The following is a 13536-nucleotide window of genomic DNA, read 5'->3' as shown; positions in this document are numbered from 1 at the left end:
TAACCGTCTTTCTCAAATAATCGACATCTGCTCAAGTTTCCAGACCTCCATCTCATAGTTCCAAATCATCGAATCAATATCGGCAGTAATTATTCCTTTGTAGTACAACCAATGACAAGAAAGAAAAACCTCATAAGAACTACATGTATCAGATAATTCATAGCAAATCTCTTTCATCGTTCTTTTTGTGCAGTCAAGAGATTTGGATACTTCTTCGATAAACATCGGATGTCTATGATTAATTACACTAGCTAATATTTTGATTCTGTTTTCAATGGAATACCTACCTGAGCGAATGGATTTCTCTGTCCTCACTTCATGAAGTTTTCCATTAAGCCTACACCATTCTTTTTGAGCTTCAAGTTGCCTCATGACACGGTCGTAATTCCGATTACTCGGATGAAGTTCTTTCTCATATTTAACTTCCACAAAAAGCTCAGACCCATTTTCATAAAGGCACATATCAAAAATAGTTCGATTCCGTTTTCCATTCAAAGTATAAGTAATCTCCAGTGGTTGTTCACAATATGTTTTTACCTTAGCATCTGTTTCAACGGTCACCCAATGATCATATTCTAAGTCGCTATATAAGATAACATCCCGGTAGCTAACTTTTGGCCCCATCATACCCCAGTAATTGTTACCGTATCTTTTACTTCTTGGCATGACGATTGGAGTATATGGAATCAAGGTGTGCTCCATAGAATCACATCCGCTCTCTTTTTTCGAATAATAAACAATTCGAATTTCTGAAGATTCTTTCATTACTTCTTGGGATTCTTTATTTCCGAATGTTCAGATTTTAAACAGCATTTTTGTTATTGACTTCAAAAATACTAAAGCTCTCTCTTATTGGTAATACTAATCTTAATAGATTAAGAGAGGAGTATTATGATGAGCGAATTCATGTATTATAAAATCATTGGTCAACTTATTAAGAGTAAAAGAGAAGAACGAGGCATGACTCAAGAAGAACTAGCAATACGAGTCCATATTTCAAGACCTTCAATAACCAATATTGAAGCCGGTCGTCACCTTATTCGAATCCATTATCTTTATCAGATTGCCACTTCTCTTGAGGTTTCTGTCCATGATCTTCTACCTTAGAATGTCTATCATTTGTTTTTGTTATGTCTTAATTGTACTTTCAATGACGCTATGGCTGAAAAATAGAGTTCTCTCATCTCAGAGTCGATTTTTTGGCTTGCATCTTCAATTTGGAATGCACCTTTTGTAGAGTCGATATCAAGTAACATAATTCTTGTTAAATCCTTACTATCGTAGAGAATTGGTATCTGCCATCCCTCTTCTCGCTGTGCTAACTCAAACCATCCATGCTTTATCATCATTCCGTTTGTGTAAAACACGTTTTCGAATTTTAAGCCAGATGGTGTAACTAAAGCAAATCCTAAGGTCAATGAGTTCTCTGTATTTTCCAATCCTATCACCTCACTATATAGTGTTGCCATTTACTACTAAATAATACGTATACATATCAAAAATATGTATTGATATTTATGTGAGTATGTATCGCTGTTGCCCCATTGTTTACACTTAGTTTTAGAGGTGTAATCATGGAAACTTCAGTAATTCAAAAAATAGGACAACGCATCCGTGATATTCGGAAGCAACGTGGATGGTCTCAAGAGGAGCTCGGTGAAAAGGCCGGCTTTCATTTCTCCTATATTGGTGGCGTTGAACGAGCTGAAAAAAATATTACTTTAGTGAACCTACTGAAGATCGCCGATGCTCTTGATGTTCAGATTATGGATTTGTTTATGTATACGAAATATCAAGAGTCCGCATTGAATGAAAAGGACGAATTATTGAATCAAATCATCCATACCTTAGTTTCCTTAAAAAAAAGAGATCTTCGAAAGGTTCAAGTCATGCTAGATGAGTTTTTCGAAAAATAGACCGATCACATGGCATAAATAAACCGCACCCTTTGCTTGGGGGTGCGGTTTATTTATGTTTGATATGGGAATGACTTTTTAGTATAAACTTTAGGAGGTGTTCCCATGCATACCATATGGAAAGGCGCTATCAGTTTTGGATTAGTTCACATCCCGGTGAAACTTTACGCCGCCACAGAGGAGAAAGAAATCTCTCTCAACTTACTCCATAAAAGCTGCCATGGTACAATTAAAAACCAGCGATATTGCCCAAATTGTCAACGATCCGTCGAGTCTGAAGAACTCATTAAAGGCTACCCACTGGATACGAATCAATATGTAACCTTTGAAAAAGAGGAACTCGATCAGATTCAAGAAGACGCTAGTAAGCAGATACGGATTATTGATTTCATGAAGGAAGAACAAGTCGATTTAATGTTCACGCAAAAGGTTTATTTTCTAGGTCCTGATCAACTTGGGAGTCATGCGTACTATTTACTTCTCAAGGCTCTTGAGACATCTAAAAGACTCGCAATCGCCAAGTTTACGTTTCGAGCTAACACGAAATTATGTATCCTGAAGCCGATAAATGGAAATTGCATTCAGTTGGCCACCATGCACTACGCGAATGAAATGCGGCCCGTAGAGAACGTCCCCAACCTCTCTAGTACCATTTCTGTAGATTCCAATCAGCTGAAGTTAGCCTTACAAATCGTCAAAGGAATGACAGGTACCTCCGATTTAAAATCATATTCCAATCCAGAGCAAGAACGATTGTTAGCAGCTATTCAATCTAAAATTGCCGGACAGAACATTGTTTTAAAGCCCACGCAAGAATCAGAGGTTGTTGTTGATCTTTTAGAGGCGCTTCGGGAGAGTGTCAGAATGAATAAAGGGAAAAACAAGGTGGCAGCCCCGAAGGAAAGTAAACGTGGGACCCCTAATGAAAAACTGGGATAGTCTTTTGCAAGCAAATGGATGAAGTAGCTAAGGATCCAAGTAAGGTGGTTCTTAGCTATTTTCATGTCCTTCCTGGACTTCTCCAAAAGATTACCCTCTGCCGAATTTTCTATATATCCCTCCCTGAATATACGAGCAAAACTCTAGTTTGTTTTTATAAGCTAATGCTAATATAACTATATGGACGTACTTAATTTGAAGATTATTATTGTAGGCTCTGTAGCTGCAGGAACCTATGTGGCTGCTAAAGCCCGGTGGAATGATGAATCGGACGAAATTATTGTATATGAAAGGGTCCAGATATTTCTTACTCCATCTGCGGGATACCTTATTATTTAGGGAATGAAGTCGATGACCTGTCAGAGTTGATTCCTCGAGATAAAAAGTGGTTTGAGGCTCGCTACCACGTCAAGATGGACATCAACCATGAGGACATTGTAAACGATCCGGTGAACCAGGCCATCCGTGTGATTGATTTAAGCAATGGTGCCGAGGTGGAAGAGACTTTCGATAAGCATGGGCTGGCTACAGGGGCCAATGTTACGATTTAAAGCAAAAGTTGAGGACCTCTTTCATCTGGATATGACCTATGCGCCTTCTTTCTCTAGCACGAAAGACCCTGTTATGTACACAGCGATGACCCTTCATAACGCGATCAGCCGCAATCGTCCTCTACTTTCTCCGGCAGAGCTGGTGGGCAAAGAAGACGAGTATCAAATTGTTGACACGCGTTCGAGAAAGCAATATGAAGCCAGTCATGTCCAAGGAGCACAGATATTTCACTTAGCGACCTGCGTGAGAAGGCTTCTACCTTAGATTTTCAGAAACCTACAGACACCTATTGCAACAAAGGAACAACCGGAAATGCAGCCCAGAATATTCGGGCTTTGAGAAGGTCTTTAACCTGTCGGGAGGCAACAAGAATTATCAAGTATATCGTCGTTACCTGAAATCATTCAATTCGTAAAGAACGGTTTATCTAGCTCCAATTCCAAATTTATAGGACTGTACTTTTGTCGCACAGTCCTATAAATCGGGAGTTATTGTATAACTTCTACGTGCTCAAAGTCCCTCGTCTATTTCATCTTCAGTACCTGCAGCCACTAATTCCTTACTGGCTTGCACAGCAACCATCTCCTCTAACTGAGCAATGCTTGTCCATTCAAGCGCGCCTTCAGGCGGAACTTTGCTATGATCCAGAAGAGCATCCAGCAGTTGTTCCACCTTTTCGAATCGTTTCTCATCGTGTTGCAAATGAACAATTGCATTGTAGGGTTTCTCACTACTTACTTCCTCCCCAAAATACGCTTTCTCAAAATTCCCCAGTGAGGCTAGTAGTCGAACATTTGAAGTATGCGGTCGATCCTGTATCGCTGCATATATTTTTTCGTTATGTGCCCATGCCGGATTTTTTATCGTTTTTCCCTTTCTTAGGGTTGTCGGTGTATCACTATCATGCAGGACAGAGTAACGAGAACCGAAATGATTTAAAATTTTGACTAATGAAATAATGGTCGCTTTTCCTCTTGCTCTAATAATATGTACATCCTTATATATACCCGGCTTTGTTGCCATGATGTGCTTAAACGCCGTATACTCCGTGTCGCCTTCAACGATAATGCAACGTCCTCCAAAGAAGAATTCGGCAACATAAGGATCAAAAATGTTCATTAGCTTTAATAGGGAGCGGTCTTCATCATCTAATTTGACTCTTTCCGGACGAAATACCGTTGTCCCGGAAATGTGTCCATTAATCTGTTCTACTCTTATAATGGTTGTGTTATCGCGAGAGACGTCAATAAAAGCAGGAGAGTGTGTCGTTACAATCACTTGCCAGTTTCCCGTATTCGGTAAATCGTATAATACCCGGCAAGCCTCTCTTACTGCGTTTGGATGAAGGCATAGCTCTGGCTCATCCAAAAGAAGGACATGAGGCCTATTCTCCTCACCTTCGATTGCTTCTTTTTTAGCCCCTTTTTTAGCCCCTTTAGTCACATTCGTTTCTGCAATCATTCGTAAGGCACTCCATAATAAGGTACGTCTTGCACCGCTCCCTTGACGATCCAGTGTGGTTAAATGTCCATTTTCACCATATCCCATCTTTAGCTGCGCGTTATTTACCTTTTGAAATAGATTAAGGTCACTCTCCGCTTCCTCTTCTGCCCGAGGATCAAATTTAACAACGTATCCGGGGAATACTTCACTAAGTAGCTCTGAGACCTGCAGCTCAATTTTTTCGATATGCGCAATGGATTCACTGATTACTTGCTGTCTTAATGTTGCGATCGTACGGAGCAAATGTTTGTATTGAGATTCCCCAGCCTCTTCTTGAACATCCTTTACTCTCTCTTTAATGACATTGCTCAGCAGTTTGACGATGACATCCGCTTGTACTTTAGGATCTGAAAATGCATCGATTCGATGCGGCTTTGGTCGATTATAATTTGCGACATTAGGTGCACCCCATGGAACCGCATCTTCTGCCCATACTTTTTTTTCAACATCGAAGCCCTGACGCTTGGGTGCACCTGGAGTAGCCCATGTCCATCTCTCCTTGACCAACTTTTCTTGGGTAATTGAATCCGTATGTATCCATCTCGCTCCAGGAGCATGATTCTGAACAACTGTGTGAAGCTCGATCATGGGAAGAGAATCTTGATGTACCACACCACCTGGAAAGTCATCTTCCTGCAGATTAGCTTCGTTCGAGCCCTCGGACATTGCTACTTCATAGGCCCTTAGAATGGAGCTCTTTCCGACATTGTTTGGACCTACTAATACGACAATCTTATCCAGTTCAATTGTGACTGGATGATTGCCTATTCCGCGAAAATTCTGGATGATCAATTGCTTCAATCGAGGACGCTCTTGATTCAATGGTTCTATCGTACGCTGCTGCTCGTTCATTTCTATTCCTCCCATACATTCGTTCTTCACCTCTCAACAGTAAACTACCTAATTTTGGATTTCAATCTTTTTTAGATCGGTCTTCCATACCCTTCAATGCTCATTTCAGCTACGAATGGCGACATGCAAAAAGGACTATTTCCCTCTTAGGAAACAATCCCTTCATTACCGGCGTTCGAGAATAACTCCGCTATAGTCTTGACATGGTCCTTCAGGTTAACGCGCAATCAATAGGTGAACTTCAAATTCAATAACGCAGTTACCGGCAGGTTGGTGTATTTGAGAAGCAAGATGGTAATGGCGGAGAATTTATTGATGTAATGATTATGGAGAAACTGCTTTAAATTGAATAAATATATAACAAACGTGGGAGCTCTAAGCTCCCCACGTTTGTTAAATTACACCCTTGCTATTTCACAATAATCACCGGACATTGAACCAACTTCATAACCTTATGACTGACGCTACCCATTATCATTTCCTGAAGCGTATTCAGCCCCCGACTTCCCATGATAGCAAATTCAATGTTTTCTTGTTCAGTGTAATCAACGATAGTCAATGCCGGATCACCGTGAAGAATTTTCAAATGATAGATTATTCCATTTTGCTTTAGCAGCTCTTCAACCGCCACTAATTTTCTCCGTCTCTGTATGTCTAACTCTTCCACACGATAGGAATGCAGTACTTCATCTTTAGATTTAGAATAATCCGCGACATTGAGAACATCCACTTGGCAGCCTGGTGACAAACTCGCCAACTTTATTGCTTCTTGGGTAGCTCGTAGAGAGTTTTCTGATCCGTCCACAGCTAAGGCAACCCGCTTGTACATGAAATCCACCCCAATATAGAATTAATGTGTACTTAACTTTGCATTCACATCGTTATAAACAGCCAACTTGTCCACCGTCTTTTTACTTGCCGAGTTCAACCCCGTAATAGTGACTACATTATTGTTCTCACGATATTTAATTACTACTTTATCAATAGCGCCAACCGCAGAATCATCCCATATGTGTGAGTTTTCAAAATTGATAATGAGGTTTGTATTTTCGATGGAAAAATCAAACGATTCAACGAACCTTTCAACAGAAGCAAAAAACAACTGACCTTCTACATCAAACAACGTTTTATGATCAAGCTCACGTCTATAAATTCTAATTGTCGAGATCTTAGCTACAAACAAAATAGCGCTCAGTATAACCCCGGCAATAACTCCAATTGATAAGTCATGTGTAGCAACAACAAGGATTACGGTTACCAGCATAACAGCAGCATCACTTTTAGGGGCTTTACGTAAATAGGAGAATGACGACCAATCAAATGTTCCAATGGACACCATAATCATAATGCCTACCAGAACAGCCATCGGGATTTTCACAACCAAATCTCCCAGTAGGAGAATCAGAAGCATTAGAAACAATCCTGAAATTAAAGTTGACAATCGGCCTCTCCCACCAGACTTCACGTTGATTACGGTCTGGCCAATCATCGCACAGCCGGCCATCCCGCCAAAAAATCCAGTAATGATATTCGCGATGCCCTGTCCTCTGGCTTCTTTATTTTTGTTACTGTCACTCGATGTCATATCATCCAAAATGGAAGCCGTTAGCAAAGACTCCAATAGTCCTACTATAGCTAAAGCTACAGAATACGGAAAAATAATTTGTAACGTCTCTAAATTGAAGGGTACATTTGGAATGAAGAACATTGGTAAGGACTGTGTGATGTTGCCAAGATCCCCGACAGTTCCTAAATTAATTCCAGATACGATAGCAGCTGCGGTTAATAGAACAATTGCAATCAATGGAGCCGGAATAGCTTTAAAGAACTTGGGCAATACGTAAACTATGAGCAAGGTAATGCCTACAAAAACATAAGTCATGGTAGAAATCCCAACGAAATGTGGAATTTGAGCCATAAAGATCAAAATAGCCAGAGCATTAACAAAGCCGATCATCACTGCACGCGGAATAAATTTCATCAATTTAGCTACTTTCAACAGTCCGAATATACACTGAATGACACCAGTCAATACCGTTGCAGCTAATAAGTAGTTTACGCCATGCTCTTTGACGAGTGGTACGATTAGCAAAGCCATTGCTCCTGTTGCAGCAGAAATCATACCCGGACGGCCACCAACAATAGCAGTGACAACGGCAATACAAAAGGAAGCATACAAACCGACCATAGGATCTACACCTGCAATAATGGAAAAAGCAATCGCCTCGGGAATCAAGGCCAAGGCGACCACTAAGCCTGCGAGCAAATCTCCCCGGACATTTGAAAACCAATCTTTTCTTAACTTGCCTAACACTTCAGCACTCACCTCATTGGTATATTTTTATGACCTTTAACTCTCATAAAGGTCAGTCCGCACTCAATCCATAAAATCAGTTTACCATCTTTATTCCCAAAAAGGAACCAAAATGGTTCTTCAATTTTAAATTTTATTAATTTGCGGTCTAAGAAGCGAGGTGAATAAAAGCAGTTTTACTTTCTGAACAATTAACTCTCTTGTATTTCCTTCTCGTTCCTTTTCTTGGGTTTAGGGCTAATTATGGCGAAAACACAGCCCAGTATCGGGAATAAGATCATGATCCAGAGAATCTCTGCATAACCTCCAAAATAATCAAATGCAAATCCAAAGGGTAAAGGTCCGAAAGCTGAGCAAACAACCGTTGAAGTCATGGTAATTCCCTGAATATTAGCAATGCTGGATCTACCATAATAATTGGGCCAAATGGTGTTTAAAGTGATCGACTCAAAGCCCGCGACAATCCCCCGTACCACACCGAAAACAAGCGCACTTGCCGCATCTTGACTGTAAATTAATATGAGCATAGTCAACACTTGACCCACAAAAACAGCAGCAAGAATATAATTCGTTTTAAATCTTTCATTCACAAATCCGGAAATGAAAGATACCGGAAAAGAAGTTAAAGCCATGAGGCTAAGCACAAATGCCGATAAAGTAGCATCAATCCCTTTAGAGCCAAAGATTGAAATCAAATGAAACGTTAACCCTGTATTCACCATTGCAGGTATGCCTACACAAACGAGTAAAAGCCAGAACATTCTTGTCCGCAGAGCCTCATTTAAAGTCCAGCTTTCCTCCAACACTTGAGGTCCGGTAGTACCGGTCAATTGGACCCGGTTGTCTGGCAACAAACCAACAGATTCAGGTGTATTGCGAATGAAGTAAAAGGCTAGCGGGGCAAAGATAAAACTCAATAACCCGCCCCAAAATAACCACGCCTCCCGGATTCCCCACTCTTGAATTATCCAGGTATTAATCAACGGAACAAATGAAGATCCGGCGAAAGTACCAATCGTCATTAAGCTAAAAGCTCTACCTCTGTGTGAGATGAACCATTGCGAGACTAAAGTAACAGGAATAAGTGTCATTGATCCTTGGCCAAAAAGCCGGGTCATAAAAAATCCAAAAAAGAGCATGATCGGAGTAAAAGCCATGCTGTTCCAAAAACAAGCCAAAGCAAGTATAATGGCTACAACGAATGTAACGTTGCGCTGCCCCCAGCGATTCACTGCCCTGCCTACAACAAATAAAAGCATCCCGGCCATAAAGGTAGCTGCGGAATATAAGCTGGATATGAGCGACCTGCTCCAATGATTTTGTTCGATGTATGCATTAATAAAAGTGGAAATGGAGTAAGTCTGGCCGGGTCCAGAGAAAAATAGACCAAGCCCGGCAATCAATACTATGATCCATCCGTAGAAAAATGGCGGTTGAAACGGAATTTTGTTTTTAGATATTGTATTCATACTTATAGTACCTCCATCTGATGTATTTCTGCTTCTGCACAGGTATTCATAAGTTCTTTAAGGAGTGAATGATATGATTAAAACGATACTCGTCGCTTCCGACGGTTCTAAGCATGCCCACCATGCAGCAGAAAAGGCGCTTGAACTGGCTAAACAGTTGGGTAGCGATGTGTCCATCACTTTATTTCATGTTGTTTCTAAAACCATTTCCAGAGGCGAACTAATTCATCACAATCTTAATATCAGAGCGATGCTTGAAGGGGATGCCCACCAAGCCCTCATGCGAACAGAGCTGCTGTTTAAGAAAGAAAACATCCCATTTGATCTTCAAGTCGTCATGGGTGACCCTGCCCAGGAAATCACACGTAAGGCAAATATAGAGAGCTATGATCTTGTCATCATCGGTAGCCGCGGTTTGAATAAAATGAAAGAACTGATTATGGGCAGCGTTAGCCGCGAAGTCGCTCATTCCGTATGGGGACCTGTGCTAATTGTGAAGTAATCCCCGTTTATAGGGTAGGGCATTCTAAATCTTCACCTCTGGAGAATTACCGTTTGTTTCTAAATATCAAGCACACCTAATGAGGGGTGCTTTTTTTCGTTAAGCACCCGTAGATGACCCGCAACCATTCCATTGCCTTTTATGGCTCTTCACTCTCAGAAAAGCCGAGTCCGTTTTTTATCCAATAAGATAAATAATAATAATTCAGGTTCTGTATGAACAAAGAGTAATTCATTGAAGTAAGCGTATTAATTCAACCTTCTCTCTATTTTACTAACCTATTCTCTCCGATGCTTAAGTACAGTTATAATTAAAATAATTTGATATAAATAAGTCCTATCTATTATAATTGAGTATAAATTAGATGCAACAATAAGGAGCGAATCCCACTTGGACGAGCAACATGAAATAATGACGATCGCTCAGGTCGCCAAATATCTGCAGTTAAGCGAAATAACCACATATAAGCTTGTGAATGAGGGTGTTATTCCCGCTTTTAAAATTGGACGGCACTGGAGAGTACAGAAAAGTGACCTTTCTGAATTGATTGAACGACTGAAAAAGGGGGAACGAATCTAACTGCTATTCAGATTGTATTTCACTATTCTGTATTCTCTGTTGACTCATTCTATGAACATCCACTCCAGAGAGATCAGAAAGGACAATACACGTGAATAAACCTTTGCTTGTAGATGCTTCCACAACTCAGAAAAAGAGCCGTCCACGTCCTCAGCCTGTACGCATTTTTGCGCTTGGAGGCCTCGGTGAAATCGGTAAAAACATGTATGGCATTGAATATAAAGATGAAATTGTCCTTATTGATGCCGGCTTAAAATTTCCGGATGCCGATATGAATGGGGTTGACTACATCATCCCTGATATCCGCTACCTGCTTCAAAAAGCAAAGAATATTAAGGCGCTATTCTTGACGCATGGACACGAGGATCATATTGGAGGTATTCCTTATCTCCTTAAACAGCTGTCCGTACCCATTTACGGAGGTCCTTTGACCCTTGGTCTAGTAAAGGCGAAGCTTGAGGAGCACCAGATCCTTCATCAGGCTCAGCTTCACACCATACAGGGTCATGAGATCATATCCTTTCGCCACCTGAAGGTCCATTTTTACCGGACGATACACAGTATCCCTGACGCCTTTGGCATTATCATAGAAACGCCCTACGGCCCTGTTGTGCATACCGGGGATTTCAAATTTGATTCCACCCCTGAGGGAATACCTGCTGATATTCACAAACTGATGATGATTGGCAGGAAAGGAGCTCTAGCCTTACTTGCTGACAGCACAAACAGTGAACGCGAGGGTCAAACCCCTTCAGAGCTGGCGGTAGGTGAGTCCATATTGGAGTCGTTCAGACAATGCAGCGGACGGGTTCTATTTGCCACTTTTGCCTCCAATGTTCACCGGCTACAGCAGGTAGTACGAGCAGCTGTGGAATGCCAGCGGAAGATTATTGTAATTGGACGCAGTATGGAGAAAGTATTCGCCATAGGACAAGAGCTGGGGTATATTCATGTGCCCGAAGGAACCTTGGTGGACAGCAGACGGATTAACACGCTGAAGGATCATCAGGTCCTTATCATCTGTACAGGCAGCCAGGGTGAAGTTAATGCTGCACTCACCCGAATAGCGACCGGTTCTCACCGTTCGATTCAAATTCAGCCGGACGATACCGTCATTTTTTCTTCGTCCCCTATTCCTGGCAACGTACAAAACGTAAACCGCAGTATTAATATGCTGATGCGTTCCGGAGCCAACGTTATTTATGGAACGATTTTTGATATTCATACCTCAGGCCACGGTTCACGAGAAGATTTGAAGCTGATGCTGAACGCCGTCAGGCCAAAATATTTTGTACCCATTCACGGGGAATACCGGATGCTCGTCAATCATAAACGGCTGGCAAAACAAGTTGGTGTTCCGGAAGATCAAATTTATCTGCTGGATATCGGAGAAACCTTGGAAATAACCAGAAACAAGGCAAGAAAAGGCCGGAAGGTTCCTGCCGGTTCTGTATTCGTGAGTCAAAACGAACTACGCTACCACGAAAATGAACTGATACAAGAGCGGAACCAACTCGGAACTAACGGGGTGGTCATCGCCGCATTCACCATCAAGAAGAACACTAAACAAATCGTATTTGGTCCTGATTTAATCAGCCGGGGATTCGTCTACATGAAGGATGCAAAGGCCCTTTTAAAGAAGGCAGAAACCCAGCTGAAATCATCCTTAAACACATTGGGGCAGCAGCATAGATACACTCATGCGGTCTGGTACGATCACACGGTTGAGGTTTTGAATCTATTGTTTGATCAAGAATTAGGCCGTGCTCCCGTCATCCTACCCTCTATCCAGGAACTTTAATTTATCTGAAAAGGAAAGTGTGCAATGAAGCTGATCAAAAAAATGATTCACCAAGATGTACAAAGCATTGAAGGAAACATTTACGAGCGGAGAGCTGCACGAGGGATTATCTTACGGGGTACAGATATCCTCCTTCTGTATACCAAGCGGTATAATGACTACAGCTTCCCCGGAGGCGGCGTAGAGTTAGACGAGGATCTGCTGACTGGACTTCGCAGGGAGCTCGCTGAGGAGACGGGAGCCGCTAAAGTAGAAGTCATTCGTGAGATCGGTTATATTGATGAATACAGACCCCACTACAAACCGGAATTTGATCTCATCCATATGCTGTCTTATTATTATGTCTGTTCCATTGGAGAACAGCTTGGGGAATCTAAGCTTGAGGATTATGAGATCACAAACGGGATGTCTGCCGTATGGATCGATATCCAGGAAGCTATTCATCATAATCGGCAGGTCATTGCCAACCAAGAAGCATCCATGGGTTTCTCTATAGAACGGGAAACGTTGGTGCTTGAACTGATCCTTGAAGACCTTCTCCGTCAATCAGCTTGACGCGCAGAATCAAAAAACCAACCTCAACACAATTTGAGGTTGGTTTTTTGAATTAAGCATTCTCAAGTTTCTCGCTATTTTACAATCATTACAGGACAATGCACTCTTTTTACAACCTTATGGCTGACACTTCCCAGTACCATCTCCTGGAGCGCATTTAATCCCCGGCTTCCGATAATAACCATCTCCACTTTTTCCTTGTTGGCGTAGTCAATGATCGTCGGACCTGGTTCTCCATGCAGGATCTTTAATTTATACGCGATATTTCCTTGCTTCAGTATTTCTTCGACAGGCGCCAGCTTTTGCCGTCTTTTCAGCTCCAGCTCCTCTCTGCCCTGGGTGTGCAGAATTTCACTCTTCGATTTAGAGAAGTCTGCAACGCTAATCACATCAATCTGGCAGCCTGGTGTTAAAGACACCAGCTTCACCGCTTCTTTGGTTGCTCTCAGCGAATTCTCCGACCCATCTACAGCTAATACGATCCGGTTATACATCCTTCATTCACTCCTGAAGTCAAATTAGTGGGCACTTAACTTTGCATTGGCATCATTATA

At 41.6% G+C, this 13536-nt stretch carries 17 protein-coding genes and 1 pseudogene; 11 read left to right on the top strand and 7 right to left on the bottom strand.

The features are described from left to right. Positions 1 to 12: 12 nt before the first annotated feature. Complete coding sequence (locus M2444_RS22570; RefSeq protein ID WP_052098491.1) at positions 13 to 702, bottom strand: TnsA endonuclease N-terminal domain-containing protein; 690 nt, start codon at positions 700 to 702, stop codon at positions 13 to 15. A gap of 189 nt (positions 703 to 891) precedes the next feature. On the opposite strand from M2444_RS22570, the gene M2444_RS22565 reads away from it, so the two are divergent. Next, positions 892 to 1107 (top strand): helix-turn-helix domain-containing protein, encoded by a 216-nt coding sequence (locus tag M2444_RS22565; protein ID WP_082451815.1) that lies wholly within the window; start codon positions 892 to 894, stop codon positions 1105 to 1107. Positions 1108 to 1115: 8 nt separating this feature from the next. On the opposite strand, the gene M2444_RS22560 is transcribed toward M2444_RS22565, so the two are convergent. Beyond that, positions 1116 to 1439, bottom strand: coding sequence for a hypothetical protein (locus tag M2444_RS22560; RefSeq protein WP_038696225.1), 324 nt, complete (start codon positions 1437 to 1439; stop codon positions 1116 to 1118). A 135-nt stretch (positions 1440 to 1574) separates the two neighbouring features. On the opposite strand from M2444_RS22560, the gene M2444_RS22555 reads away from it, so the two are divergent. The 6 genes and pseudogenes from M2444_RS22555 to M2444_RS33595 form a co-directional block, all read left to right on the top strand. After that, positions 1575 to 1916 carry a helix-turn-helix domain-containing protein gene (locus M2444_RS22555; protein ID WP_052098489.1) on the top strand — a complete coding sequence of 114 codons (342 nt, stop codon included), beginning with the start codon at positions 1575 to 1577 and terminating at the stop codon, positions 1914 to 1916. Positions 1917 to 2021: 105 nt separating this feature from the next. Further along, entirely contained in the window at positions 2022 to 2855 is an 834-nt protein-coding gene (ku, locus tag M2444_RS22550) for a non-homologous end joining protein Ku (RefSeq protein ID WP_052098488.1), read from the top strand. A gap of 195 nt (positions 2856 to 3050) precedes the next feature. Beyond that, complete coding sequence (locus tag M2444_RS33610; RefSeq protein WP_481857518.1) at positions 3051 to 3194, top strand: hypothetical protein; 144 nt, start codon at positions 3051 to 3053, stop codon at positions 3192 to 3194. Positions 3195 to 3268: 74 nt separating this feature from the next. Then, on the top strand, positions 3269 to 3406 hold the full coding sequence (locus M2444_RS33605; protein ID WP_425339974.1) for a hypothetical protein: 138 nt from the start codon (positions 3269 to 3271) through the stop codon (positions 3404 to 3406). Continuing rightward, positions 3393 to 3671, top strand: coding sequence for a hypothetical protein (locus tag M2444_RS33600; protein WP_054940685.1), 279 nt, complete (start codon positions 3393 to 3395; stop codon positions 3669 to 3671). Before M2444_RS33605 ends, M2444_RS33600 begins: the two co-directional genes overlap by 14 nt. Further along, positions 3653 to 3822 (top strand): annotated as a pseudogene (locus M2444_RS33595) (rhodanese-like domain-containing protein); the annotation flags it as partial. The gene M2444_RS33600 and the pseudogene M2444_RS33595, both read left to right, overlap by 19 nt. A 95-nt stretch (positions 3823 to 3917) precedes the next feature. On the opposite strand, the gene M2444_RS22540 reads toward M2444_RS33595, so the two are convergent. The 4 genes from M2444_RS22540 to M2444_RS22525 form a co-directional block, all read right to left on the bottom strand. Further along, positions 3918 to 5762 (bottom strand): ATP-dependent nuclease, encoded by a 1845-nt coding sequence (locus tag M2444_RS22540; RefSeq protein ID WP_277467757.1) that lies wholly within the window; start codon positions 5760 to 5762, stop codon positions 3918 to 3920. 409 nt (positions 5763 to 6171) lie between these two features. Next, on the bottom strand, positions 6172 to 6591 hold the full coding sequence (locus M2444_RS22535; protein ID WP_038696223.1) for a universal stress protein: 420 nt from the start codon (positions 6589 to 6591) through the stop codon (positions 6172 to 6174). Positions 6592 to 6612: 21 nt separating this feature from the next. After that, positions 6613 to 8076 carry a SulP family inorganic anion transporter gene (locus tag M2444_RS22530; protein WP_082451814.1) on the bottom strand — a complete coding sequence of 488 codons (1464 nt, stop codon included), beginning with the start codon at positions 8074 to 8076 and terminating at the stop codon, positions 6613 to 6615. A gap of 191 nt (positions 8077 to 8267) precedes the next feature. Next, the gene (locus tag M2444_RS22525; protein ID WP_038696221.1) at positions 8268 to 9545 is read right to left on the bottom strand and encodes an MFS transporter; all 1278 of its coding nucleotides are present in this window, start codon (positions 9543 to 9545) and stop codon (positions 8268 to 8270) included. Positions 9546 to 9618: 73 nt separating this feature from the next. Here M2444_RS22525 and M2444_RS22520 point away from each other — a divergent pair, with 73 nt between their 5' ends. The 4 genes from M2444_RS22520 (at position 9619) to M2444_RS22505 (ending at position 12982) form a co-directional block, all read left to right on the top strand. After that, positions 9619 to 10047 carry a universal stress protein gene (locus M2444_RS22520; RefSeq protein WP_038696219.1) on the top strand — a complete coding sequence of 143 codons (429 nt, stop codon included), beginning with the start codon at positions 9619 to 9621 and terminating at the stop codon, positions 10045 to 10047. 390 nt (positions 10048 to 10437) lie between these two features. Beyond that, complete coding sequence (locus M2444_RS22515) at positions 10438 to 10626, top strand: helix-turn-helix domain-containing protein (RefSeq protein ID WP_038696217.1); 189 nt, start codon at positions 10438 to 10440, stop codon at positions 10624 to 10626. Positions 10627 to 10717: 91 nt separating this feature from the next. After that, a complete protein-coding gene (locus M2444_RS22510; RefSeq protein ID WP_038696215.1) occupies positions 10718 to 12427 on the top strand; it encodes a ribonuclease J in 1710 nt (569 codons plus the stop codon). A 24-nt stretch (positions 12428 to 12451) separates the two neighbouring features. Then, a complete protein-coding gene (locus M2444_RS22505) occupies positions 12452 to 12982 on the top strand; it encodes an NUDIX hydrolase (protein ID WP_038696213.1) in 531 nt (176 codons plus the stop codon). Positions 12983 to 13056: 74 nt separating this feature from the next. Here M2444_RS22505 and M2444_RS22500 read toward each other — a convergent pair whose 3' ends face one another. Further along, entirely contained in the window at positions 13057 to 13476 is a 420-nt protein-coding gene (locus M2444_RS22500) for a universal stress protein (protein WP_038696211.1), read from the bottom strand. Between the last annotated feature and the right edge of the window lie 60 nt (positions 13477 to 13536).

This window comes from Paenibacillus sp. PastF-3, assembly GCF_029893135.1.
Classification (GTDB): Bacteria; Bacillota; Bacilli; order Paenibacillales; family Paenibacillaceae; genus Paenibacillus_AQ; species Paenibacillus_AQ nitricinens.
The sequence above is the reverse complement of the archived record's forward strand: the minus strand, read 5'-3'. Positions and strand labels throughout refer to the sequence as shown.

Excerpts from the sequence above, each read along its gene's own strand:
- M2444_RS22570 (WP_052098491.1), bottom strand. The coding sequence starts at position 702 with ATGGAGCACACCTTGATTCCATATACTCCAATCGTCATGCCAAGAAGT.
- M2444_RS22565 (WP_082451815.1), top strand. The coding sequence starts at position 892 with ATGATGAGCGAATTCATGTATTATAAAATCATTGGTCAACTTATTAAG.
- M2444_RS22555 (WP_052098489.1), top strand. The coding sequence starts at position 1,575 with ATGGAAACTTCAGTAATTCAAAAAATAGGACAACGCATCCGTGATATT.
- ku (WP_052098488.1), top strand. The coding sequence starts at position 2,022 with ATGCATACCATATGGAAAGGCGCTATCAGTTTTGGATTAGTTCACATC.
- M2444_RS33605 (WP_425339974.1), top strand. The coding sequence starts at position 3,269 with ATGGACATCAACCATGAGGACATTGTAAACGATCCGGTGAACCAGGCC.
- M2444_RS33600 (WP_054940685.1), top strand. The coding sequence starts at position 3,393 with ATGTTACGATTTAAAGCAAAAGTTGAGGACCTCTTTCATCTGGATATG.
- M2444_RS22540 (WP_277467757.1), bottom strand. The coding sequence starts at position 5,762 with ATGAACGAGCAGCAGCGTACGATAGAACCATTGAATCAAGAGCGTCCT.
- M2444_RS22535 (WP_038696223.1), bottom strand. The coding sequence starts at position 6,591 with ATGTACAAGCGGGTTGCCTTAGCTGTGGACGGATCAGAAAACTCTCTA.
- M2444_RS22525 (WP_038696221.1), bottom strand. The coding sequence starts at position 9,545 with ATGAATACAATATCTAAAAACAAAATTCCGTTTCAACCGCCATTTTTC.
- M2444_RS22520 (WP_038696219.1), top strand. The coding sequence starts at position 9,619 with ATGATTAAAACGATACTCGTCGCTTCCGACGGTTCTAAGCATGCCCAC.
- M2444_RS22505 (WP_038696213.1), top strand. The coding sequence starts at position 12,452 with ATGAAGCTGATCAAAAAAATGATTCACCAAGATGTACAAAGCATTGAA.
- M2444_RS22500 (WP_038696211.1), bottom strand. The coding sequence starts at position 13,476 with ATGTATAACCGGATCGTATTAGCTGTAGATGGGTCGGAGAATTCGCTG.